Source organism: Pimelobacter sp. 30-1 (assembly GCF_018831735.1).
Classification (GTDB): Bacteria; Actinomycetota; Actinomycetes; order Propionibacteriales; family Nocardioidaceae; genus Nocardioides.
This window is the reverse complement of record NZ_NHTS01000006.1, coordinates 23,132-44,086: the sequence shown is the minus strand read 5'-3', so window position 1 is coordinate 44,086 and position 20,955 is coordinate 23,132. Positions and strand designations below refer to the sequence as shown.

Annotated in this window: 23 protein-coding genes and 1 riboswitch; of the genes, 16 read left to right on the top strand and 7 right to left on the bottom strand. The window is 72.9% G+C overall.

Going from position 1 to position 20,955, the window contains the following annotated elements; genetic code table 11:
- Positions 1-46 precede the first annotated feature (46 nt).
- Complete coding sequence (locus CCO04_RS15145; protein ID WP_215814987.1) at positions 47-2,119, top strand: acyl-CoA dehydrogenase family protein; 2,073 nt, start codon at positions 47-49, stop codon at positions 2,117-2,119.
- Positions 2,120-2,474: 355 nt separating this feature from the next.
- On the opposite strand, the gene CCO04_RS15140 is transcribed toward CCO04_RS15145, so the two are convergent.
- Together CCO04_RS15140 and CCO04_RS15135 are read right to left on the bottom strand one after the other, a co-directional pair.
- Positions 2,475-2,672: a hypothetical protein gene (locus tag CCO04_RS15140; protein ID WP_215814986.1), complete on the bottom strand. Its 198-nt coding sequence runs from the start codon at positions 2,670-2,672 to the stop codon at positions 2,475-2,477.
- A gap of 35 nt (positions 2,673-2,707) precedes the next feature.
- Entirely contained in the window at positions 2,708-4,012 is a 1,305-nt protein-coding gene (locus CCO04_RS15135) for an alpha/beta hydrolase (RefSeq protein ID WP_215814985.1), read from the bottom strand.
- Positions 4,013-4,076: 64 nt separating this feature from the next.
- Between CCO04_RS15135 and CCO04_RS15130 the strand changes: the two genes are divergently transcribed.
- A complete protein-coding gene (locus CCO04_RS15130) occupies positions 4,077-5,480 on the top strand; it encodes a wax ester/triacylglycerol synthase family O-acyltransferase (protein WP_215814984.1) in 1,404 nt (467 codons plus the stop codon).
- 138 nt (positions 5,481-5,618) lie between these two features.
- Here the strand turns inward: CCO04_RS15130 and CCO04_RS15125 are convergent, their stop codons facing one another.
- On the bottom strand, positions 5,619-6,533 hold the full coding sequence (locus CCO04_RS15125) for an alpha/beta fold hydrolase (RefSeq protein ID WP_215814983.1): 915 nt from the start codon (positions 6,531-6,533) through the stop codon (positions 5,619-5,621).
- Positions 6,534-6,567: 34 nt separating this feature from the next.
- Here CCO04_RS15125 and CCO04_RS15120 point away from each other — a divergent pair, with 34 nt between their 5' ends.
- Genes CCO04_RS15120 through CCO04_RS15100 form a run of 5 tightly spaced genes read left to right on the top strand, consistent with a single transcriptional unit; the run spans position 6,568 to position 11,216 of the window.
- Positions 6,568-8,730 carry an acyl-CoA dehydrogenase gene (locus tag CCO04_RS15120; RefSeq protein WP_308281242.1) on the top strand — a complete coding sequence of 721 codons (2,163 nt, stop codon included), beginning with the start codon at positions 6,568-6,570 and terminating at the stop codon, positions 8,728-8,730.
- On the top strand, positions 8,727-9,263 hold the full coding sequence (locus tag CCO04_RS15115) for a MaoC family dehydratase N-terminal domain-containing protein (RefSeq protein WP_215814981.1): 537 nt from the start codon (positions 8,727-8,729) through the stop codon (positions 9,261-9,263). Before CCO04_RS15120 ends, CCO04_RS15115 begins: the two co-directional genes overlap by 4 nt.
- On the top strand, positions 9,260-9,649 hold the full coding sequence (locus tag CCO04_RS15110) for a Zn-ribbon domain-containing OB-fold protein (RefSeq protein ID WP_252373344.1): 390 nt from the start codon (positions 9,260-9,262) through the stop codon (positions 9,647-9,649). Before CCO04_RS15115 ends, CCO04_RS15110 begins: the two co-directional genes overlap by 4 nt.
- Positions 9,646-10,047, top strand: a complete 402-nt coding sequence (locus CCO04_RS15105; protein WP_215814980.1) for a MaoC family dehydratase — start codon at positions 9,646-9,648, stop codon at positions 10,045-10,047. The genes CCO04_RS15110 and CCO04_RS15105 overlap by 4 nt, the downstream gene beginning before the upstream one ends.
- On the top strand, positions 10,044-11,216 hold the full coding sequence (locus CCO04_RS15100; RefSeq protein ID WP_215814979.1) for a lipid-transfer protein: 1,173 nt from the start codon (positions 10,044-10,046) through the stop codon (positions 11,214-11,216). Before CCO04_RS15105 ends, CCO04_RS15100 begins: the two co-directional genes overlap by 4 nt.
- Before the next feature lie 4 nt (positions 11,217-11,220).
- On the opposite strand, the gene CCO04_RS15095 is transcribed toward CCO04_RS15100, so the two are convergent.
- Positions 11,221-11,715: a cupin domain-containing protein gene (locus tag CCO04_RS15095; protein WP_215814978.1), complete on the bottom strand. Its 495-nt coding sequence runs from the start codon at positions 11,713-11,715 to the stop codon at positions 11,221-11,223.
- 160 nt (positions 11,716-11,875) lie between these two features.
- Here CCO04_RS15095 and CCO04_RS15090 point away from each other — a divergent pair, with 160 nt between their 5' ends.
- From CCO04_RS15090 to CCO04_RS15055, 8 genes are all read left to right on the top strand, one after another.
- Positions 11,876-12,190 carry a hypothetical protein gene (locus CCO04_RS15090; protein ID WP_215814977.1) on the top strand — a complete coding sequence of 105 codons (315 nt, stop codon included), beginning with the start codon at positions 11,876-11,878 and terminating at the stop codon, positions 12,188-12,190.
- A gap of 54 nt (positions 12,191-12,244) precedes the next feature.
- Positions 12,245-12,374, top strand: a riboswitch (FMN riboswitch).
- Positions 12,375-12,511: 137 nt separating this feature from the next.
- Positions 12,512-13,516 (top strand): bifunctional diaminohydroxyphosphoribosylaminopyrimidine deaminase/5-amino-6-(5-phosphoribosylamino)uracil reductase RibD, encoded by a 1,005-nt coding sequence (gene ribD, locus CCO04_RS15085; protein ID WP_215815607.1) that lies wholly within the window; start codon positions 12,512-12,514, stop codon positions 13,514-13,516.
- Positions 13,516-14,124, top strand: coding sequence for a riboflavin synthase (locus CCO04_RS15080; RefSeq protein ID WP_215814976.1), 609 nt, complete (start codon positions 13,516-13,518; stop codon positions 14,122-14,124). The genes ribD and CCO04_RS15080 overlap by 1 nt, the downstream gene beginning before the upstream one ends.
- Positions 14,121-15,374, top strand: a complete 1,254-nt coding sequence (locus tag CCO04_RS15075; protein ID WP_215814975.1) for a bifunctional 3,4-dihydroxy-2-butanone-4-phosphate synthase/GTP cyclohydrolase II — start codon at positions 14,121-14,123, stop codon at positions 15,372-15,374. The genes CCO04_RS15080 and CCO04_RS15075 overlap by 4 nt, the downstream gene beginning before the upstream one ends.
- A gap of 1 nt (position 15,375) precedes the next feature.
- Complete coding sequence (gene ribH / locus CCO04_RS15070) at positions 15,376-15,861, top strand: 6,7-dimethyl-8-ribityllumazine synthase (protein WP_215814974.1); 486 nt, start codon at positions 15,376-15,378, stop codon at positions 15,859-15,861.
- A 59-nt stretch (positions 15,862-15,920) separates the two neighbouring features.
- Positions 15,921-16,184, top strand: coding sequence for a phosphoribosyl-ATP diphosphatase (locus CCO04_RS15065; protein WP_038678649.1), 264 nt, complete (start codon positions 15,921-15,923; stop codon positions 16,182-16,184).
- Positions 16,185-16,210: 26 nt separating this feature from the next.
- On the top strand, positions 16,211-17,053 hold the full coding sequence (hisG, locus tag CCO04_RS15060) for an ATP phosphoribosyltransferase (protein ID WP_215814973.1): 843 nt from the start codon (positions 16,211-16,213) through the stop codon (positions 17,051-17,053).
- Positions 17,054-17,058: 5 nt separating this feature from the next.
- Positions 17,059-17,508, top strand: coding sequence for a PH domain-containing protein (locus CCO04_RS15055; protein ID WP_252373343.1), 450 nt, complete (start codon positions 17,059-17,061; stop codon positions 17,506-17,508).
- A gap of 4 nt (positions 17,509-17,512) precedes the next feature.
- On the opposite strand, the gene CCO04_RS15050 is transcribed toward CCO04_RS15055, so the two are convergent.
- Genes CCO04_RS15050 through CCO04_RS15040 form a run of 3 tightly spaced genes read right to left on the bottom strand, consistent with a single transcriptional unit; the run spans position 17,513 to position 20,183 of the window.
- Positions 17,513-18,406, bottom strand: coding sequence for an aldose 1-epimerase family protein (locus CCO04_RS15050; protein WP_215814971.1), 894 nt, complete (start codon positions 18,404-18,406; stop codon positions 17,513-17,515).
- A gap of 9 nt (positions 18,407-18,415) precedes the next feature.
- Positions 18,416-18,952 (bottom strand): uridine kinase, encoded by a 537-nt coding sequence (locus CCO04_RS15045; RefSeq protein ID WP_215814970.1) that lies wholly within the window; start codon positions 18,950-18,952, stop codon positions 18,416-18,418.
- Positions 18,936-20,183, bottom strand: a complete 1,248-nt coding sequence (locus tag CCO04_RS15040) for an amino acid deaminase/aldolase (protein ID WP_252373342.1) — start codon at positions 20,181-20,183, stop codon at positions 18,936-18,938. The genes CCO04_RS15045 and CCO04_RS15040 overlap by 17 nt, the downstream gene beginning before the upstream one ends.
- Positions 20,184-20,209: 26 nt before the next feature.
- On the opposite strand from CCO04_RS15040, the gene CCO04_RS15035 reads away from it, so the two are divergent.
- Positions 20,210-20,743 carry an SseB family protein gene (locus CCO04_RS15035; protein ID WP_215814968.1) on the top strand — a complete coding sequence of 178 codons (534 nt, stop codon included), beginning with the start codon at positions 20,210-20,212 and terminating at the stop codon, positions 20,741-20,743.
- Positions 20,744-20,955: the final 212 nt, after the last annotated feature.

The following is a 20,955-nucleotide window of genomic DNA, read 5'->3' as shown; positions in this document are numbered from 1 at the left end:
CCACTCTAGTAGAGTTAGAACGCGTTCTAGTTCTTGAGGAGCATCGATGTCGATCGGGATCAGCGACGAGCAGGCCGAGCTCGCCGACAGCCTGCGCAAGTGGGCCGCGAGCCTCGCGCCGCTGGCGGCCGTGCGCGCCGCCGAGGGCGATGCCTCCGCGACCTTCGCGGACGTGTGGTCCGCCGCCGACGAGATGGGCATCGCCGCGATCGCGGTGCCCGAGTCGGCCGGCGGCGGGGGCGGCACCGTCCTCGACCAGGCCGTCGCCCTGGAGGCCTGCGCCCACGAGCTGGTCCCCGGCGGACTCCTCGGCGCCGCGATCGGGTCGCTGCTGACCTCGCGCCCGGGTCGCTACGGCGTGCAGGTGCACCCCGGCGGCGTCGTCTGGGACGGCGGCCGCGCCGCCGAGAGCCTCCTGCTCGGGACCGGCGAGGTCGTGCCCGAGCCCGGCCTCGACCTGAGTGCGCGCCATGCCCGGGTCGCTGCCGGTTCCGCCGGCTCTGCTGACTCCGCCGGCGCGGCGGACGAGCGCCGTCGGCTCCTCGCCGTCACCCTCGCCGCCGCCGAGGCCGCGGGCGTCGCCCGCTGGTGCCTGGAGACGGCCGTCGACTACGCCAAGGTGCGCGAGCAGTTCGGCCAGAAGATCGGCGCCTTCCAGGCGATCAAGCACCTGTGCGCCCAGATGCTGGAGACCGCCGAGTCGGTCACCGCCGCCGCCTGGGACGCCGCGGGCGCGGCTGCCCTCGCCACCGACGCGGCTGACGCCGACGACTCGGCCGACGGCGCCGAGCAGTGGGCGTTCGCCGTGGACGTCGCGCAAGCGACCTGCTTCGACGGCGCGGTCGAGGTCGCCAAGGCCTGCATCCAGGTGCTGGGCGGGATCGGGTTCACCTACGAGCACGACGCCCACCTCTACCTGCGCCGGGCCCTGTCCCTGCGCGCCCTCGTCGGCTCCGCCGATGCCGCCGCCGAGCGGCTGACCGCCGCCGCGGTGACCGGCACCCGCCGCCGCGTCGACGTCGACCTCGAGGGCCGCGACGAGGAGATCCGGCCCGTGGCCCGGACCACCTCGGAGCAGATCGCCGCGCTGCCGGCGGCCGAGCAGCGCGCGGCCCTCGTGGACGCGGGCTACCTGACGCCGCACTGGCCGGCGCCCTACGGTCTCGGGGCCGATCCCGCCACGCAGCTGGTCATCGACCAGGAGCTGGGCCGGGCCGGCGTCGTACGGCCGGACCTGGTGATCGCCGGCTGGGCCGTTCCGACCATCCTCGCCCACGGCACCGACGCCCAGCGCGAACGGTTCGTACGCCCCTCGCTCCTCGGCGAGCTGACCTGGTGCCAGCTCTTCTCCGAGCCCGGCTCCGGCTCCGACCTCGCCTCGCTGCGCACCCGCGCGGTCCGCGTCGACGGCGGCTGGTCGCTGACCGGCCAGAAGGTGTGGACGTCGGTCGCCGAGCGCGCCGACTGGGGCATCTGCCTGGCCCGCACCGACCCCGACGCCCCGCAGCACAAGGGCATCACGTACTTCCTGGTCGACATGAAGGCGGCCGGGCTCGAGGTCCGCCCCCTGCGCGAGATCACCGGGGAGGCCCTGTTCAACGAGGTCTTCCTCGACGACGTCTTCGTCCCCGACGACTGCGTCGTCGCCGAGCCCGGCGACGGCTGGAAGCTCGCCCGCACCACCCTCGCCAACGAGCGCGTCGCCATGGCCAGCGCCCGCCTGACCAAGAGCGTCGAGCGCGCCGTCGAGCTCGCCGCCACCCGCGACCTCGGCCCCGTCGCCCGTACCAAGGTCGGCCACCAGGTCGCCCTCGCCACCGTCTGCGCCCTCCTCGGCGTCCGCACCACCCTCCGCGCCCTCGGCGGCCACGGCCCCGGCGCCGAGTCCAGCGTCGCCAAGCTCCTCGGCGTCCGCAGCCGCCAGGACTCCTCCGAGCTCGTCGTCACCCTCCAGGGCGACGACCTCGCCCTCCTCGCCACCCTCGGCAAGGAGTCCGGCGACCCCCTCGCCGCCGACGTCTGGGAGCAGCTCAACACCCGCTGCCTGTCGATCGCGGGGGGCACGACCCAGATCCTGCGGAACGTGGCGGCGGAGCGGATCCTGGGGCTGCCGCGCTAGGAGTCACGCTGGCCAGGAGGTGCCGGAAGCTGCGCAGCGCGGCGTGGGAGTCGCGGATACGTTGCTGAGCGTCATCGCGGCGATGGATGAGGTCGTTCTCGGGTCCCTCGTCGGTCCTCAGGAGCCTGGAGTGCGCGAGGTGCGCGCTGGCCCGCTCGCGGTGCAGCGCGTTGAGGACGTCCTCGATGTCGCGCTGGAGGTGGGGGCCGAAGCGGGCGTCGGAACTGGTCATCGTGGTCCTCCGAGATGGGCGGGTGCGGCGAACCTATGTCGCCTCGACCTCGCCCGCCAGGGTGGTGCCGGTCCCTGTCGGAGATCGTCGATCCTCTGCCGGGGAAGACCTCACGGCCCCCCGCTAGCCGCGCGCGTCGATGCGGTCGAGGGTCGACTGCATCCGGTCGAGGCGCTGGTCGACCTGGTCGAAGCGCCGGTCGACCTCGAGGAGTCCTTCGGTGATCAGCTGCTTGTTCTCGTCGAGCAGCTCGTAGATCGCTGCGATGTCATTGGTGTTGCGCTCGATACGGAGCTCGAGCTCGGCGTTGGTTGCGGCCATGGTGTCCTCCCGAGATGGGTGCGTGCACCGGAAACCTATGTCCCCTCGACCTCGCTCGCCAGCGGTGTCGCCACGCCTGTGGAAATCGTCGATTCCCCACCCCGCAAGGCCTCCCGCCGCCACCGGTTCCAGTGCCAGTGCAAGAACCGGTCCGTCGCCCGCACCAGGTGCTGCGACCGGATCGACGGGAAGATGTCGAACGCGTGCTGGGCTCCCGGCAGCTCCGCATACGTGACGCTGCGCTTCGACGTCGCCCGCAGTACGGCGACGAACGCGCGCGCCTGCCCCGGGTCGACGAGCGTGTCGCGCGCCCCGTGGACGACGAAGAAGTCGGGGGCGTCCGCGGTGACCCGGAGCAGGGGGCTGGCCTGCTCGAAGACCTCGCGCTCCTTGCGCGGCGACTTCTTGAACACGACGGGGGCGAGGAAGTGGTCGCGCATCTGCTCGGCGGTGCGCAGGCCGCTGGCGCCGGCCAGGTCGTAGACGCCGTAGTAGGGGACCGCGGCCTGGACCGTGGTGTCGGCCGACTCGAAGCCGGGCTGGAACTCCGGGGCGTTGGGGGTCACCGCGGCGAGCGCGGTGAGGTGACCGCCGGCCGACCCACCCGTGATCGCCACGTACGACGGGTCGCCGCCGTAGGACGCGATGTTCTCCTTGATCCAGGCGATCGCGGCCTTGACGTCGACGATCTGCGCCGGCCACGGGTCCCGCGGCGCGAGCCGGTAGTTGATCGCCACGCACACCCAGCCGCGCGCGGCCATGTGCTGCATGAGGGGCAGGCCCTGCTGGTCCTTGTTGCCGATCGTCCAGCCGCCGCCGTGCACCTGCAGCAGTACCGGCGCACCGGCGGCGGGGGTCACCTCGGAGGTGTAGACGTCCAGCACCCCCCGCCCGCCGTACGCCGTGAAGGGGATGTCGCGGTGCACCTCGACCCCCGCCCGGCGGGCCGCCCGCCCGAAGGCGAACGGGTTGGCCAGACGTCGCCAGGGCGTGGCCAGGTCGGCCGGGGTGGGCTTGGCGTCGAGCTCCTCGACGTAGTCGACGCCGAGGCCCTCGACGAGCGCCTCCTCGGCGTCGGCGGCGGCCTTCCGGCTCTGGCCGATCAGGTAGACCAGGCCGGCCGAGGACAGTCCGGCGAGGGCGAGGCCCGGTGCCGAGCGGCGCCGCTTGCCGGCGTGCCCCACGGCGTCGGCGACGGTCAGTCCGAGCACGTGCGGAGCGAGCTCACCGGTCAGCCAGCCCGCGAAGAACGCGGGGATCCCGGTGCGGAAGCCGGGGAGGGGCCGGATGGCGTTGGCGGTCAGCGCGGCGGTGATCGCCTGGCGCCGTACGAATCCCATGACCCGAGGATATCCGGCTCGTTGTGACAAACTGATACACGTTCTAGGACGCATGGGGGTACGGATGGACCGTCTGTCGGGGCTGGACGCGAGCTTCCTCTACCTGGAGACGCCGGCGCAGCTGATGCACGTGTGCGCGGTGATGGTGCTCGACCCGGCCACGATGACCGCGCCCTACTCCTTCGCCGGCCTCCAGAGCGAGATCGACCTGCGGGTGCGCGACGTGCCCGCGTTCACCCGCAAGGTCCGCGGCGTCCCGCTCGGCCTGGACCACCCGGTGTGGGTGCAGGACCAGGCGTTCGACATCGAGCGCCACGTCCACCGCCTCGCGCTGCCCACCCCCGGCGGGTACGACGAGCTGATGGACCTGTGCGCCCACCTGGCCTCGCTCCCGCTCGACCGCTCGCGCCCGCTGTGGGAGATGTGGGTGATCGAGGGCTACCGTCCCGAGGACACCGAGGGCGAGCGCGTCGTCGTGTTCGCCAAGATGCACCACGCCACCGTCGACGGTGTGTCCGGCGCCAACCTCGTCTCGCACCTGTGCTCCATCGAGCCCGACGCCGCGCCCATGGTCACCGAGCGCCCGGCGGCGCCGCGGAACCCGGGCCGCGGTGAGCTGCTCGGCCGCGCCGTCATCGGTACGGCGGCGCGCCCGGTCACCCTGGTCAAGGTGCTCAAGCCCTCGGCGCAGCTCGTCACCAAGTCGATCGGCCGCGCCCGCCGCGGTACGGCGATGGCCGCGCCCTTCTCGGCCCCGCGCACGTCGTTCAACGGCACCATCACCTCGCACCGCTCGATCGCGATGGCCGACCTCGACCTCGACGAGATCCGCCGGATCAAGAAGGTCACCGGCACGACGGTCAACGACGTCGTCCTCGCCGTCGCCGGGGGAGCGCTGCGTGCCTACCTCGAGGAGCGCGACGAGCTGCCCGAGAGCTCGCTGCTGGCCACGGTCCCGGTCAGCGTGCGCGACAGCTCGCGTCGCTCGACGGGCGCCAACAAGGTCTCCGCGCTGTTCACCAAGCTCGGCACCGACATCGCCGACCCGCTGGCGCGCCTGCACATGCTGGCCGAGCGCAACCAGCACGCCAAGGAGCACCACAACGCGATCAGCGCCGACGCGCTGCAGGACTGGGCCGAGTTCGCCGCCCCGCGCACCTTCGGCCTCGCGGTCCGCACGTACGCCAACCTGCGCCTCGCCGAGCGGCACCCGGTCGTGCACAACCTGGTCATCTCCAACGTGCCGGGCCCGCCGATCCCGCTCTACTTCATGGGTGCGCGCATCGACGCGCTGTGCCCGCTGGGGCCGGTCTTCCACGGCGCCGGGCTCAACGTGACGGTGATGTCGAACGCCGGGCAGATGCACGTCGGCGCCATCGCCTGCCGCGAGTCGATGCCCGACACCGACGCGCTCGTGCGCCACTTCCCGGCCGAGCTGGCCCGGCTGGGAGCCTGCGTCGGCAGCTGACGCCTGCTGCGCGCCGCGATGCACGCACGCCGGCGGCGTTGCCGGAGGCTCGACAGGCCCCGGCCTGCCTTCGCTCCGGCGCCTTGCCATCGCGCGCACCTCGCGACGCTCGCGACGGCGTCAGCTGCCGACGCAGGCTCAGCGAGGCGGTCGCCGCGGGAAGTCCCGCCGACGCGCGTTGACGGTCGCCGCCGCCTCGACCATCTTCGGCACGAACTTCTCCGCCGCCAGCACGCACCCGGCGTGCCCGTCGTCGACCTCGTGGATGGTCGCGCCCGGGATCGACCGGGCCAGCGCGATCTGCCGCGAGGTCGGGATCACCCGGTCGCGCATCATCACCACCACCGCGGTCGGTACGTCGATCCGCCCCAGCCACGGCCGCGAGTGGTGCCGTCCGAGCGCGGCGAGCGCCTGACCGACCGCCCACGGGCTGGTGGAGCGGAACTCCCGCAGCGCCCACTCGTGCATGTCGGAGGGCTCGAGCCCGCCACCCCGGGCGGCGGCCCGCGCCGCGCGCAGCGCCGTTCGGGAACGCGACACGCCGCGCAGCGCGAGCATCGAGGTCCCCATCCCGAAGAAGAAGCCGCGTTCGGCCGGCGTCAGCTGGAACCGGTCGGTGGTCGCGCCGAGCACGAGCCCGGAGACCAGCGACGGGTGCTGGCGCCACACCCGCTGGGCGACGATCGAGCCCATCGAGTAGCCGCCGACTACGACCTCGTCCAGGCCGAGCACGCCGGCCAGCGCCGCGACGTCGTCGGCGCAGTCGATGAGCGAGAACTCCGGGCTCTGGATGCCCTGCCCGTGCCAGCGCTGGTCGAGGGTGACCACCCGGAACCGGCGCGCGAGCGGCTCGATCGCGGGGAACCAGGTGAGCAGGCCCGTCGTGCCCAGCGCGTGCAGCAGGATGATCGTGGGAGAGTGGGGATCGGGCCCCGGCGTGTCCGTCACGTACGTCGCGCCCCGCCCCGGCAGCTCGACCAGCCGGCCCTCCGGAACGAGGGTGGACGGGAGGTGGACCCGCCGGCGGGCGACGTCCAGTGGGAGCACAGCCATGCGCGCAAGACTAGAACACGTTACAGTTTGTCTTGTGGATGCAGAGGCGATCAACGCAGTCCGCGCCGTCGTCGGCGAGGTCCTGGAGCGCGAGTCCGATGCCCGGGAGTGGTCCGCCTGGGCCGCTGCGGGCCTGACGTCGCTCCCCGTGCCCGAGGAGTACGGCGGCGAGGGGCTCGGTCTCGACTCCGTCGCCGTGCTCCTGCGTGAGAGCGGCCGCCGGGCGGTCCAGGTCCCGGCTTGGGAGACGCTGTGCTGTGGCGCGCTGACCCTGGCCGGCCACGGCACCGACGCCCAGCGCAAGGAGCTGCTGCCCGGCGTCGCCTCCGGCGAGGTCGTCCTCAGCCCGGCCCTGCGCGGCGCGGCGACGTACGCCGACGGCACGGTGAGCGGCCGCAAGCGCGCGGTCACGTACGCCGAGCGCGCCCACCGCCTGCTCGTCCTGGCCACCGACGCCGACGGCCGCGAGGTCGTCGCATTGGTCGACCCGAGCGGTCCGGGCGTCACCCTGGCGCCGTCGAGCGCGTCGAGCGCGACCCCCCAGCACACCGTCGTCCTCGACGGCGCGCCCGCCGAGCTGCTCGACGAGGGTGCCGCCGAGCGCCTCGACGCGCTGGCCCGGGCCGGCCTGGCCGTCACCGCCGCGGGCGTGCTCGCCGGCGCCCGCGACCTCACCGCCGACTACGTCAAGGGCCGGCAGCAGTTCGGCCGGGCGCTGGCGGAGTTCCAGGCGGTCTCGCTGCAGATGGCCGACGTCTACGTCGCCTCCCGCACGCTCGACCTGGCCGCGGACAACGCGGTCTGGAGGGTCGGCGAGGGCATCGCGGCCGGCGACGACCTCGCCGTGGCCGGCTACTGGGTCAGCCAGGTCGCCCCCTACGCCCTCCGCACCTGCCACCACCTGCACGGCGGCATGGGCGTCGACATCACCTACCCGCTCGTCGCCTTCACCACGTGGGGCACCGACCTCGCCCACGCCCTCGACACCCTCGCCGGCGACGTCCCGGTCGAGGACGCCGCCGCCAAGAACCCCGAGCTCACCGAGGACCAGCGCGCGCTCAAGGCGCGCCTGCGCGAGTACTTCGGCGGTGTCGCGGCCGAGTTCGACGGCATCCACGACCCCGACCCGGTCGAGGGCGCCTGGAACCGGCACGGTCCGACGTACGAGCGGATGATCCGCCGGCTCGGCACCGACGGCTGGATGGGCGTCGGCTGGCCCGAGGAGTACGGCGGCCACGGGCTCGGCGAGGTCGAGCAGACGATCTTCGCCAACGAGGCCCAGTACGCCGACGTGCACCTGCCGTCGGTCACCCTGCAGACCGTCGGCCCGACGCTGATCAAGTACGGCACCGAGCAGCAGAAGGCGCTCTTCCTGGAGCGCATCCTCAAGGGCGACGTGCACTTCGCGATCGGCTACAGCGAGCCCGACGCCGGCACCGACCTCGCGTCGCTGCGCACCACCGCCAAGCGCGACGGCGACCACTACGTCGTCAACGGCCAGAAGATGTGGACCACCGGCGGCCACCAGGCCGACTACCTCTGGCTCGCCGTGCGGACCGACCCCGACGCCCCGAAGCACAAGGGCATCTCGATCCTCATCGTCGACACCTTGGACCCCGGCTACAGCTGGACGCCGATCATCACCGCCGACGGCTCGCACCACGTCAACGCGACGTACTTCAACGACGTGCGCGTGCCCGTCGAGATGCTCGTCGGCGAGGAGAACCAGGGCTGGAAGCTGATCACCACCCAGCTCAACCACGAGCGGGTCATGCTCGGCCCGGCCGGCCGGATCGAGGGGCTGCGCGACCGGGTCGTGCGCTGGGCGGACGCGGCGGGCGTCCGCGACCGTTCCGACGTGCGGGACCTGCTCGGCAAGACCACCGCGGTCTTCCGTATCAATGAGCTGCTCAACTGGGAGGTCGCGCGGGCCGCGGCCGCCGGCGAGATCAAGGTCGCCGACGCGTCCTCGTCGAAGGTGTTCGCCTCCGACCAGGTCCAGCACCTCCTCGCCGACCTGATCGCCCTCGTGCACCGGCACGGGGACGCGGGAGAAGAGGGGACCAAGGAGTTGCTCGACTACCTCGACGCGCAGGCCAAGCGGAACCTGGTGCTCACCTTCGGTGGTGGCGTCCAGGAGGTGCAGCGCGAGCTGATCTCGATGTTCGGCCTCGGCCTGCCCCGGGTGCCCCGATGAGCGCCGGCGCGAGCGTGACCCCGGACCTGGTCCCGGCCGACCTGCACGCCCACCTCATGTCGGAGGCAGAGCGGATCCAGGGCTGGGGCGAGGCCGCCGAGCGGGTCGCCCGCGACGAGGTCAACCAGCCCACGATCAACAACTGGCTCGAGGCGATGGGCGTCGACAACCCGCGCTTCAAAGCGGGCGAGGCACCGCCGTCGATGGCCCAGGTCTGGACGATGTACGGCCTCGGTGGCAAGCCGTCCGAGCAGGACCCCCTGCACGCGATGATGCGGGTGCTCACCGACGCCGGCTTCACCGCCGTGCTCGGCACCAACTGCGAGCAGTCGTACGACCGCTACCTCCGGGTGGGGGAGCGGGTGCGGGTCACGACCGCGCTCGACTCCGTCGTCGGGCCGAAGGCGACCGGCATGGGCGTCGGCTACTTCGTGACCTCGCGCAACACCTGGTACGTCGGCGACGAGCGCGTCGCGACGATGCTGTTCCGCGTCCTCAAGTTCATCCCGCGGGCCAAGGAGGCCCAGGCATGAGCGGGCCCGTGCGTCCGGTGATCAGCCGCGACAACGCCTACTTCTTCGAGGGGACGGCGGCGCGCGAGCTCCGCATCCAGAAGTGCAACGCGTGCGGCGTCCTGCGCCACCCGCCGGGTCCGGCCTGCCCGGACTGCGGCGCTCTCGACCGCGGCTACGTCGTGGCCACCGGCCAGGGGACCGTCTTCTCCTACCTGGTCCACCACGCTCCGCAGGTGCCCGGCAAGGAGCTCCCGCTCGTCATCGCGCTGCTCGACCTCGACGAGGGCGTGCGGATGGTGGCCGAGGTGACCGAGCCTGTCGAGATCGGGGACCGGCTGCAGGTCGGCTGGAACGTGATCGACGACGACCTGACCCTCCCGATCTGGACGAAGGTGGCCCGATGACCAGCGCGACGACCAGCCCGATCAAGGCCGGAGACAAGCTGCCGGAGTGGTCGCTGCCGATCACCCCGACCCTGGTGGTGTCGACGGCGATCGCGACCCGCGACTTCCAGGACGTCCACCACGACCGGGACATCGCCCAGGCGGCCGGCTCGAAGGACGTCTTCGTCAACATCCTCACCTCGACCGCGCTCTGCGAGCGCTACGTCACCGACTGGGCCGGCCCGGACGTGCAGATCCAGGGGATCGCGATCCGCCTGGGCGCGCCGGCGTACCCCTACGACACGTTCACGTTCACCGGCGAGGTGACCGCCGTCGAGGACGGCACCGCCACGATCAAGGTGGTGGGCGCGGTGTCCCTCGGCGACCACGTCATCGGCACGGTCAAGGTGGCCGCATGAGCGAGCGCACCCTCTCCGGCAAGGCCGCCATCGCCGGCATCGGCGCCACCGAGTTCTCCAAGGAGTCGGGCCGCTCCGAGCTCCAGCTCTCGGTCGAGGCGGTCCAGCACGCCCTCGCCGACTGCGGTCTGACGCCCGCGGACGTCGACGGCCTGGTCACGTTCACCATGGACACCTCGTCCGAGATCGCGGTCGCCCGCGAGCTCGGCATCCCCGAGCTGCGCTTCTTCAGCCGGATCAACTACGGCGGCGGCGCCGCCTGCGCGACCGTCCAGCAGGCCGCGATGGCCGTCGCCACGGGGGTCGCCGACGTCGTCGTGGCCTACCGCGGCTTCAACGAGCGCTCCGGCGACCGCTTCGGCCAGGTCGCCAAGTGGGCCGCCGCCCAGGTCAACACCAACGGCCTCGACAACGCCTGGACCTACCCCCTCGGCCTCTCCACGCCCGCCGCCACGGTGGCCATGCAGGCCCGCCGCTACATGCACGAGTACGGCGCCACGTCCGAGGACTTCGGCCGGGTCGCGGTCGCCGACCGCCGCCACGCCGCCACCAACCCGGCCGCCTTCTTCCACGGCAAGCCGATCACCCTCGAGGACCACCAGGCCTCCCGGATGATCGCCGACCCGCTGCACCTGCTCGACTGCTGCCAGGAGTCCGACGGCGCCGTGGCGCTGGTCATCGTCTCGGCGGAGCGGGCGCGCGACCTGGCCCAGAAGCCGGCGTACATCGCGGCGGCGGCCCAGGGCTCGGGCAAGGACCAGTTCGTGATGACGTCGTACTACCGCGACGACATCGGCATCCCCGAGATCGGCGTGGTGGGCCGCGAGCTGTGGAAGCAGTCGGGCCTCACGCCCGGGGACATGCCGATGGCGATCCTCTACGACCACTTCACGCCGTACGTGCTGATGCAGCTGGAGGAGCTCGGCTTCTGCGGCCGCGGCGAGGCCAAGGACTTCGTCAAGGACGGGGCCATCGAGATCGGCGGCCGGCTGCCCATCAACACCCACGGCGGTCAGCTCGGCGAGGCCTACATCCACGGCATGAACGGCATCGCCGAGGGCGTGCGCCAGGTGCGCGGAACCTCCGTCAACCCCGTCGCCGATGCCGCGCACGTGCTGGTCACGGCGGGCACGGGAGTGCCGACGAGCGGGCTGATCCTCAGCGCCTGACGCCCTAGGACTCCTCGACCCAGACGTTGTCGTGCTCGCGCATGAACGCGTCGTACTCCTCGGGCGTCCACTGCTCGCCCCGCGCGAGCCGGTCGAGACCCTCGAAGTAGGGCTCACGGGGTGCGCCCGGCGCGAAGTGCAGCAGCATCGACGCCGGCGCCCCCGACTCGTTGCGGAACCCGTGCAGCCCACCGGGCGGCACGTGCAGGAAGTCACCGGGGCGCGCGGTCACCCACGCGTCACCGGTGTGGATCCGCACCTCGCCGTCGAGGATGTAGAAGGACTCGGCGATGCTGCGGTGGAAGTGCGGGCCGGGCCCGCTCACCGCGTCCGAGAACTCCCAGCGGTAGAGCCCGAACAGGCCGCCGGTCGCCTCCCCGCGCGCGAGGTAGTGGACCCGGTTGCCGTTGGGGTAGACGAGGTCGGCCTCGGCGTCACCGGGGCGCACCCACGCCGAGATCTCGCCGTCGCCGTCGTAGAGCGGAGGGGGGTACGACATGGCCTCACGCTACGACGTGAGGGGCCCGGAAATCAGGTGCGGCTCGCGCGACGCGCGGCGTAGTGTCGCCTCCGGCCGATCGCCCCGCAGACCGAGAGGAGGTGGACGTGGTGCCGAACCCAGCCTGACCACCGTGGTCGGGCTCCGTGAAGGAGTCACCATGTCCCTCCGCCGCCACTACCGCCGCCGGTTCCTCAACCGTCCCGGCAACCACGCCGGTGCCTACGCGATCGCCGACATCCGCATCTATCGCGGACGCGGGCGCAGCGCCGGCAAGAACGGCATCGATGCCACGCTCACGCTCTCCGACTGCAGCCGGATCATCGACCTCGACTTCAACGTCTACGACGAGGCGAGCGCCCGCAACGCGCTCTACAAGGCCGATCTCCTCCGCACAATGGTCGACGACTTCGTGACCGCCTACGAGAAGGCCGTCGCCGAGTGGCGCGAGATCGACGATCCCTCCGCCCAGTGACCGGGCCCACATCCCGCACCGCACTCCCATGTGCCACCATGGAGAGGAAAGAGCTCGCGTGCTCTGGGGTCGGTGAAACTCCGAACCGGCGGTGAAAGTCCGCGACCCGATCGCATCCAGCGATCGGTTGACCAGGTGGAACTCCTGGACCGACGGTCAAAGTCCGGATGGGAAGTGCACGCACGAGCGTCCGACGGACGAGCAGGTCGACCACGACCGCGAGCCCGCCGGGCGTCCCGCCAGCCCCGGAGTCCGCGTCCCTGACGACAGGACACGAGAGGCGAACAGGTGGCGGAGACGATCACCAGCGAGACCGACGCGATGCGTCGTGCCCTCGCGCTCGCGGCGACCCCGGGGGTGCCGCTGCACCCCAATCCCCGCGTGGGCTGCGTGCTGCTGGCCCCCGACGGCACGGTCGTCGGCGAGGGCTTCCACCACGGCGCCGGTACGCCGCACGCCGAGGTCGAGGCGCTCCGGGTGGCCGGGGAGCGGGCCCGGGGCGCGACAGCCGTCGTGACGCTCGAGCCGTGCAACCACACCGGGCGGACCGGTCCCTGCGCGCAGGCCCTCCTCGCCGCCGGCGTACGACGCGTGGTCGTCGCCCAGCGCGACCCCAACCCGCTCGCCCGGGGCGGGGCCGAGACCCTGCGGGCCGCGGGCGTCGAGGTCGAGCTCGGCGTGCTGGGCGACGAGGCCGAGCAGGTCAACCCGGCCTGGACCTTCGCGCACCGCCACGGCCGCCCGTTCGTGACCTGGAAGTTCGCCGCGACGCTCGACGGCCGCAGTGCCGCCGCCGACGGCACCTCGCGCTGGGTGTCCTCGCTCGCCGCGCGCCGCGACACGCACCGGCTGCGGGCGCTGGCCGACACGATGATGGTCGGCGCCAACACCGTGGCGGTCGACGACCCCCAGCTCACCGTCCGCGGCGACGACGACCAGCCGGTCGGCGTCCAGCCGCTGCGCGTGGTGATGGGGGAGCGCGACCTGCCCGCGGACCGGCGGATCTTCGACGACGCCGCGCCCACGCTGCACCTGCGCACCCGCGACCCCGAGGCCGCGCTGCGCACGCTCTACGCCGAGCACGACCGGCACCACGTCTTCCTGGAGGGCGGCCCGACGCTGGCCGCGGCCTTCCTCCAGGCCGGCCTCGTCGACGAGGTCGTCACCTATGTCGCCCCGATGCTGCTGGGCGCGGGTCGCTCGGCCGTCGGGGACCTCGGAATCCAGACCATCGCGGATGCGTTCCGCCTCGAGCTGACCGACGCGACCGTCGTCGGCGCGGGGGCGGACGCCAACGTCCGACTGACCATGAAGGGAACCAACTGATGTTCACCGGCATCGTCGAGGAGCTCGGCACCGTCGCCGCCGTGGAGGACCAGGGCGACGCCATCCGGCTCACCATCGCCTCGGACCTCACCCTGTCCGACGCGGGCCTCGGGGACTCGATCGCGGTCAACGGCTGCTGCCTGACCGTCGCCGAGCGCACCGACACCACCTGGACCGCCGACGTGATGGCCGAGACGCTGGACAAGACCAGCCTCGGCGGCCTCGCCGTGGGCGACCGGGTCAACCTGGAGCGCGCGGTCACGGCCGAGAAGCGCCTCGGGGGGCACATCGTCCAGGGCCACGTCGACGCGATCGGCCAGGTCCTCGCGCGCACGCCCAGCGAGCACTGGGAGATCGTCGAGATCGCCATGCCCGCCGAGCTCGGCCGCTACCTGGTCGACAAGGGCTCGATCACCGTCGACGGCATCTCGCTGACCGTCGTCGAGGCCAAGGACGCCAGCTTCACGCTGAGCCTGATCCCCGAGACCCTCGCCCGTACGACGCTCGGCTTCCGCGCCGCGGGGGACCAGGTCAACCTCGAGGTCGACGTCCTCGCCAAGCACGTCGAGAAGCTCCTCGGCGCCTACACCAAGGAGAAGACCGCATGAGTGACAAGGTCCGTCTGGACTCGGTCGAGCGCGCGATCGCCGACATCGCGGCCGGCCGCGCCGTGGTGGTCGTCGACGACGAGGACCGCGAGAACGAGGGCGACATCATCTTCGCCGCCAGCAAGGCGACGCCGGAGCTGATGGCGTTCACGATCCGCTACTCCAGCGGCGTGATCTGCGCGCCGATGCCGGGCGACATGCTCGACCGGCTCGAGATCCCGCTCATGACGCCGCACAACAAGGACGCCTACCGCACGGCGTACACGATCTCGGTCGACGCGCGCGACGGCGTCAGCACCGGCATCTCCGCGGCCGACCGCGCCCACACGGTGCGGGTCCTGGCCGACTCGGCGACCGAGCCGTGGGAGCTGACCCGCCCCGGGCACGTCTTCCCCCTGCGCTACCGCGAGGGCGGCGTCCTGGTCCGCCGCGGCCACACCGAGGCCGCCGTCGACCTGTGCCGGCTCGCCGGGCTGACGCCGACCGGCGTCCTGGTCGAGGTCGTCAACGACGACGGGACGATGAAGCGCGCGCCCGAGCTGCGCGCGTTCGCTGACGAGCACGGCCTGGCGATGATCTCCATCGAGGACCTGGTCCGGCACCGCCGTCGCGTCGAGAGCCACGTCGTGCGCGAGGCCGAGACCCGGCTGCCCACGAGCCACGGCGACTTCACCGCGATCGGCTACACGATCACCGTCGACGGCAGCGAGCACGTCGCCCTCGTCTACGGCGACCCCGCGGCCCTCGCCGGCAACGGACCGGTGCTGACCCGGGTCCACTCCGAGTGCCTGACCGGCGACGTCTTCGGCTCCAGCCGGTGCGACTGCGGTCCCCAGCTCAACGAGGCGATGGACCGGATCGTGCAGGAGGGCGCCGGCGTGGTGATCTACCTGCGCGGCCACGAGGGCCGGGGGATCGGCCTGGTCGCCAAGCTCCAGGCCTACCAGCTCCAGGACGGCGGTCGCGACACCGTGGACGCCAACCTCGACCTCGGCCTGCCCGCCGACGCGCGCCACTACGGCGCGGCCACCCAGATCCTCAAGGACCTCGGCGTGGACCAGGTCCGGCTGCTGACCAACAACCCCGACAAGGTGGCCTCGCTCGAGGACTACGGCGTCACGGTGACCGAGCGGGTGCCGCTCACGCCGCACCCCAACGGCCACAACCTGGCCTACCTGCTGACCAAGCGCGACCGGATGGGCCACGATCTTCCCGAGCTGCCCGACCTCGACCTCGAAGGAGCCAACTGACATGGCCGGACACGGTGCCCCCGACATCGCCCCCGTCGACTGCCACGACCTGCGGGTCGCGGTCGTCGCCGCGAGCTGGCACACCGAGGTGATGGACGGTCTCATCGCGGGCGCGCAGCGCGCCTTCGCCGACCACCAGGTCGAGGCGCCCGTCGTCGTACGGGTGCCCGGCACGTTCGAGCTGCCGGTCACCGCGGCGGCCCTCGCGCCGTCGTACGACGCGGTGATCGCGCTGGGCGTGGTCATCCGGGGCGGCACGCCGCACTTCGAGTACGTCTGCAACGCGGCCACCGACGGGCTGACGCGGGTCTCGCTCGACCACCACATCCCGATCGGCTTCGGCGTGCTGACCTGCGACGACGACGCCCAGGCGCTCGACCGGGCGGGCCTGGAGGGATCGCGCGAGGACAAGGGCTACGAGGCGGCCTCGGCGGCGCTGCAGACCGCGGCGACGCTCAAGCGGATCAAGCGCGGCTACACCGCCTGAGCCGCGGGACCTGAGACCGGCGCAAGGGTGACGGGAGCGACGCCGTAGGCTGAACTCCCGTGAAGACGTTCGACGAGCTGTTCGCAGAGCTCAGCGAGAAGGCACAGACGCGGCCCGAGGGGTCCGGCACCGTCCGGGCGCTCGACGCCGGCGTCCATACGATCGGCAAGAAGCTGATCGAAGAGGCCGCTGAGTCCTGGATGGCCGCCGAGCACGAGGGCAAGGACGCCACGGCTCTGGAGATCAGCCAGCTGCTGTACCACGCCCAGGTCCTCATGATCGCGAGCGGACTCTCGCTCGAGGACGTCTACTCCCACCTCTGAGGCTCCGCCTCACAAGAAGGCTCACGATGCTCAAGATCGCCGTCCCCAACAAGGGGGCCCTGTCCGAGTCCGCCTCGACGATGCTGCGCGAAGCCGGCTACGCGCAGCGCTCGGACTCCAAGCAGCTGACCAAGATCGACCCGGACAACGGGGTCGAGTTCTTCTACCTGCGCCCCCGCGACATCGCGCTGTACGTCGGCGAGGGCACCCTCGACGCCGGCATCACCGGCCGCGACCTCCTCCTCGACTCGCACTCGACGGCCTCAGAGTCGCTCCAGCTGGGCTTCGGCCGCTCGAAGTTCCGCTTCGCGGCCCGCCCCGGTGTCGCCACCGACGTGCGTGACCTGGCCGGCAAGCGCATCGCCACGTCGTACGACGGCGTGGTCAAGCGCTACCTCGTCGAGCAGGGCGTCGAGGCCTCGGTCGTCCGCCTCGACGGCGCCGTCGAGACCAGCATCCAGCTCGGCGTGGCCGACGTGATCGCCGACGTCGTCGAGACCGGCAGCACCCTGCGTGCCGCGGGCCTGGAGGTCTTCGGCGACGTCATCCTCGAGTCCGAGGGCGTGATGATCACCCGCGAGGGCGCCGACCCCGGCGCGCTCGAGGTCTTCACCCGACGGCTCCAGGGCGTCCTCGTGGCCCGCGCCTACGTGATGATGGACTACGACATCCGCGCCGAGAAGGTCGAGCAGGCCATCGCCCTGACCCCCGGCATCGAGAGCCCCACGGTCAGCCCGCTTCATCGCGAAGGCTGGGTCGCAGTCCGCTCCATGGTGCAGCGGGCCACCGCCCAGCGGGTGATGGACGAGCTCTTCGCGCTGGGGGCCCGCGCCATCCTGACCACTGACATCCACGCCTGCCGGCTCTGATGACGATGTCCGACCTTCCCCCGCTCCCGCGGACCTGGCGGCCCTTCGGCCCGCGGATGGCCGCCGCGGTCTTCGCGATCGTGCTCGTCGGCGCGTTCGCGTGGCTGTGGGTGCGCTTCGACGAGCAGACCAAGCAGGCCATCAACATCCTCGAGAAGGCGACCGTCATCGGCATCGTCGGGCTCGGGCTGGCGCTGATGCTCGCGCTCGCCCGGTCCCGCGTGGTGGCGCGTCCCGACGGGCTGACGATCGTCAACGGCTACCGCAAGCGCGAGCTCACCTGGGCCGAGGTCGGCACCGTGCGGATGCCGCGCGGCGCTCCGTGGCCGCACCTGGACCAGGGGGACGACGTACGGATCTCGCTGCTGGGGATCCACACCTCCGACGGCGCCCGCGCGGCGACGGCGGTGCGGGAGCTCAAGGCGGTCGTCGCCGCCCACCGCGCCGACAGCTGAACGGCTAGAGCGCCCGCACGCCCCACGACGCGGCGAACGTCTCGCCGGGCGCCAGCACGACCAGCCCGTCGCCGGAGTTGAAGGCGTCCGGGGGAGCGGTCATCGGCTCGACCGCGACACTCGTGCGCGGCGTCGCGGTGTCGTCGGCGGTGTAGACCTGCAGCCATCCGTGGTGCTCGTCGACCCACAGCGCCACCCCGGCCCCGCCCGGCGCGCGCAGCGTCACGGTCGCCCGGCCCGACGGGTCGCGGTCGAGGCCCGTGTAGGCGTGGTTGAGGACGGCGTCGGCCAGGGGAGCGGGCGTGCGGAAGGCGTCCCCCGGCTCGGTGCCGACCGGCAGCAGCCGCTCGTCGTCGGTGACCAGCCGGGCCACCGCGGGCAGGTCGAGCGTCCAGTCGTCGCAGGGGCCCGGGCCGGCGACGAGGTACGGGTGCGCCCCAGACGCGTACGGCGCCGCCTCGGCTGCCCGGTTCGTCGCGGCCTGGGTCACGGTGAGCCCGTCCTCGCCGAGCGCATAGGTCGTCGTGAGCGCCAGTGCCCACGGGTAGCCGGTCTGGGCCGGCAGGAAGTAGTCGAGCTCGACCCGGTCGGCCGCGACCGACCGCGCCGTCCACGAGACCCAGCGGACCAGGCCGTGCGAGGCGTTGCCGCGCTTCGGCTCGGTCAGCGCGAGCTGCTGGGTGGCCCCGCCGAAGGTGTAGCGCCCGTCGCGGATCCGGTTCGGCCACGGCACGAGCAGCTGCCCGCGCCCGCCCGAGGGCATGGCGTCCTCGGCGAAGCCGTCGACGAGGTCGCGTCCCTCGTAGGTCAGCGACCGCAGGGCGCCGCAGCCCTGGGTGACGACGGCGTGGTAGCCGTGCGCGGACAGGACGTGCTGGTCACCGGTGGGCGCGCTCACGCCGCCACCCTAGGTGCGCACCACCACGTCCGCCCACGACCGGGATTCCTCGCGCGCGTGCAGCGCGGCCTCGTCGGCCAGCCAGTCGTCCCAGTGCGGGCGCATCTCCTCGCCGTCGCGCTCGAGCCAGCGCGCCAGCCGGACGTCGAGCGGTGCCTCGACCCAGACCAGTGTCGTCACCAGCTCCCGGTACGACGCCGCTGCGCTCCCGACGCCTTCGAGGACCAGCAGCGGGCCCGGGAGCACGGTGCGGGTCTCGGCCCAGCCGTCGGCGTACCAGTCCCAGCGGCGCCAGGTGCCCGGCTGCCCGGCGGCGAGCGGGCGCAGCAGGGCCTCGACCGAGCCGGCGAGGCCGGGGAGTCCGCGCCAGCCCGCGAGCATCTCGTCGGTCCCGATCACGACCGCCTCGGGGGCGAGCGCGGCCAGGCCACGGGCGAGCGTGGTCTTGCCGGACCCGGCCAGGCCGTCGACGCAGATCAGCCGGCCCGAACCGAGGGTCGGCGGGCGCGACAGCGTGAGCTCGAGGACCTCAGAAGGCGAGACCATGGCCCCGGTACGACGGCACCGCGTCGATGAACCGGTCGCCCTGGGCCAGGAGCACGGTGGTGCCGTGCTCGAACGGCTCGCCCGACTTGGCGTGCCGGAACCAGACCAGCTCGCCGATCGCCAGCCGGCCGGCGTTGGTCCCCACGAGCGGGGTCTGCACCTCGCCGGCACCCTCGAGCCCGGTCAGGCTGAGCCCGGCGGGCGCCCACGGCGTCGGCGCCCGGTCGGCCCCGGCGGGCCCGGACGCGATCAGCCCGCCGCCGTGGACCGTGGCGACCTCGGCGGAGGGCCGGCGGGTCACCGGCAGGCCGAAGAAGGCGGCCGGGGCGGGGGAGAAGGAGCGGTAGTGGTCGAAGAGGGTCGGCCCGAGCAGCCCGGAGCCCGCGGTCACCTCGGTGACGACCGGGTCGGCGGCCGAGGACTCGATCGAGCCGGAGCCGCCGGCGTTCCAGAGCTCGAGGCCGGTGAAGTCGCCGCGCCCCTCGAGTGCGCTGAGCGCCTCGGCGATCGCGGTGCGGCGGGTGACGAGCTGGGTGACCGAGAGCTGCTTGAGCTTGCGGACCACCGCGGACTTGGCGCGCTGGTGCGGCACCGAGTCCGGGACGCCGGCCACCTGACCCTCGTAGGTCATCGCGCCGACGAGCTGGAAGCCCGGCCGGTCGATGACCGCCCGGGCGAGCGCGGCGACGGCGCCGACGTCGAACAGGGGGGAGCGCTTGGGGCCGACCAGCTGGCCGCCCCAGCGCAGCCCGGCGTCGATGTCGAGCGCGACCCGGACCGGTACGGCGGTCGAGGCGCGCAGCGAGTCGACCAGGTCGAGGTGGGCCACGTCGTCGACCATGATCGTGATCCGCGAGGCGGCGCGCGGGGAGGCGATGAGCGCGGCGAGCGCGGCCCGGTCCACGGACGGGTAGGCGACGACGATGTCGTCGCACACGTCGTTGTCGGCCAGCCAGAGCGCCTCGGCCAGCGTGTAGGCGAGCACCCCCGCGAAGCCCTCGGTCGCCAGCGCCCGCGCCACCAGCGCGGGCACCCGCAGCGACTTGGACGCCACTCGGATCGGCGTCCCGCCCGCGCGGCGCGCGAGGTCCGCGGCGTTGGCGTCGAAGGCGTCGAGGTCGACCACGAAGGTCGGGGTGGACAGGGGCTCCGGCCAGGCGTCGACCGCGTCGGCGAGCCGGGCCGCGAGGCGGTTGCGCGCGACGAACGAGTGGTGCTGCACGAACGCCATGCTTCCACGGATGGGAGAATGTGCCCGTGACCGCATCGCCGAACGAGCGTCCCGACGCCCGCCGCCTCCAGGGCTCGGAGTACGTCGACGACGACGGGTCCGCCGACACCGCACTCGCCGCGGCGCTCACCGGCCACGCGGGCGGGACCGCGCCCTACCCGGCCGTCCTCGCGGCGCTGGCCCCCGCGCGCCTGCTCGTCCCGGTGGTCGCGATGCTCGGCGAGGTCGAGGTGGGCGAGGACGGCCTGGCCCGCGACAAGTCGAGCGACATGGCGGCGGTGCTGCTGACCGGCGCCGACGGCCGGCTGGCGCTGCTCGCCTTCTCCGACCTCGACGCGCTGACCCGCTGGGACCCCCAGGCCCGCCCGGTGCCGGTGGCGGCCCACCTGGCCGCGGCGACCGCCGTCCAGGAAGGGGCCGCCGCGCTCGTCGTCGACGTCGCCGGTCCGCACCCGTTCGTCCTCGACGGCGACGACCTGCCCCGGCTCGCCTCCGGCTGGCAGCCGGTCCAGCTCGACGACGGGGGCTGGGGCTGGCTGGGCTCGAGCGCCGCGGATTAGCGGACCCGGGAACAAGTCCGATAGCATCTGGCGTTGACCGATCTGTCATGCCTTCACCGGCACGGCAGATCCCACAAGCGGGGACCAGCACCATCGTCTCCCACCCGCAACGGCCGCCAGGTCGTCGGGTCCGGTCCATGGAGAGCACCACCGCTCCCCGGGCGTAGCCAACGCGCGGAGAGCACCGGGGCTCGTGACTGGCTTCCGCTTCG

Excerpts from the sequence above, each read along its gene's own strand:
- CCO04_RS15075 (WP_215814975.1), top strand. The coding sequence starts at position 14,121 with ATGAGTGACAAGGTCCGTCTGGACTCGGTCGAGCGCGCGATCGCCGAC.
- CCO04_RS15045 (WP_215814970.1), bottom strand. The coding sequence starts at position 18,952 with ATGGTCTCGCCTTCTGAGGTCCTCGAGCTCACGCTGTCGCGCCCGCCG.
- CCO04_RS15055 (WP_252373343.1), top strand. The coding sequence starts at position 17,059 with ATGTCCGACCTTCCCCCGCTCCCGCGGACCTGGCGGCCCTTCGGCCCG.
- CCO04_RS15135 (WP_215814985.1), bottom strand. The coding sequence starts at position 4,012 with ATGGGATTCGTACGGCGCCAGGCGATCACCGCCGCGCTGACCGCCAAC.
- CCO04_RS15105 (WP_215814980.1), top strand. The coding sequence starts at position 9,646 with ATGACCAGCGCGACGACCAGCCCGATCAAGGCCGGAGACAAGCTGCCG.
- CCO04_RS15110 (WP_252373344.1), top strand. The coding sequence starts at position 9,260 with ATGAGCGGGCCCGTGCGTCCGGTGATCAGCCGCGACAACGCCTACTTC.
- ribH (WP_215814974.1), top strand. The coding sequence starts at position 15,376 with ATGGCCGGACACGGTGCCCCCGACATCGCCCCCGTCGACTGCCACGAC.
- CCO04_RS15130 (WP_215814984.1), top strand. The coding sequence starts at position 4,077 with ATGGACCGTCTGTCGGGGCTGGACGCGAGCTTCCTCTACCTGGAGACG.
- CCO04_RS15145 (WP_215814987.1), top strand. The coding sequence starts at position 47 with ATGTCGATCGGGATCAGCGACGAGCAGGCCGAGCTCGCCGACAGCCTG.
- ribD (WP_215815607.1), top strand. The coding sequence starts at position 12,512 with ATGCGTCGTGCCCTCGCGCTCGCGGCGACCCCGGGGGTGCCGCTGCAC.
- CCO04_RS15125 (WP_215814983.1), bottom strand. The coding sequence starts at position 6,533 with ATGGCTGTGCTCCCACTGGACGTCGCCCGCCGGCGGGTCCACCTCCCG.
- hisG (WP_215814973.1), top strand. The coding sequence starts at position 16,211 with ATGCTCAAGATCGCCGTCCCCAACAAGGGGGCCCTGTCCGAGTCCGCC.
- CCO04_RS15095 (WP_215814978.1), bottom strand. The coding sequence starts at position 11,715 with ATGTCGTACCCCCCTCCGCTCTACGACGGCGACGGCGAGATCTCGGCG.
- CCO04_RS15115 (WP_215814981.1), top strand. The coding sequence starts at position 8,727 with ATGAGCGCCGGCGCGAGCGTGACCCCGGACCTGGTCCCGGCCGACCTG.
- CCO04_RS15140 (WP_215814986.1), bottom strand. The coding sequence starts at position 2,672 with ATGGCCGCAACCAACGCCGAGCTCGAGCTCCGTATCGAGCGCAACACC.
- CCO04_RS15100 (WP_215814979.1), top strand. The coding sequence starts at position 10,044 with ATGAGCGAGCGCACCCTCTCCGGCAAGGCCGCCATCGCCGGCATCGGC.
- CCO04_RS15080 (WP_215814976.1), top strand. The coding sequence starts at position 13,516 with ATGTTCACCGGCATCGTCGAGGAGCTCGGCACCGTCGCCGCCGTGGAG.
- CCO04_RS15090 (WP_215814977.1), top strand. The coding sequence starts at position 11,876 with ATGTCCCTCCGCCGCCACTACCGCCGCCGGTTCCTCAACCGTCCCGGC.
- CCO04_RS15040 (WP_252373342.1), bottom strand. The coding sequence starts at position 20,183 with ATGGCGTTCGTGCAGCACCACTCGTTCGTCGCGCGCAACCGCCTCGCG.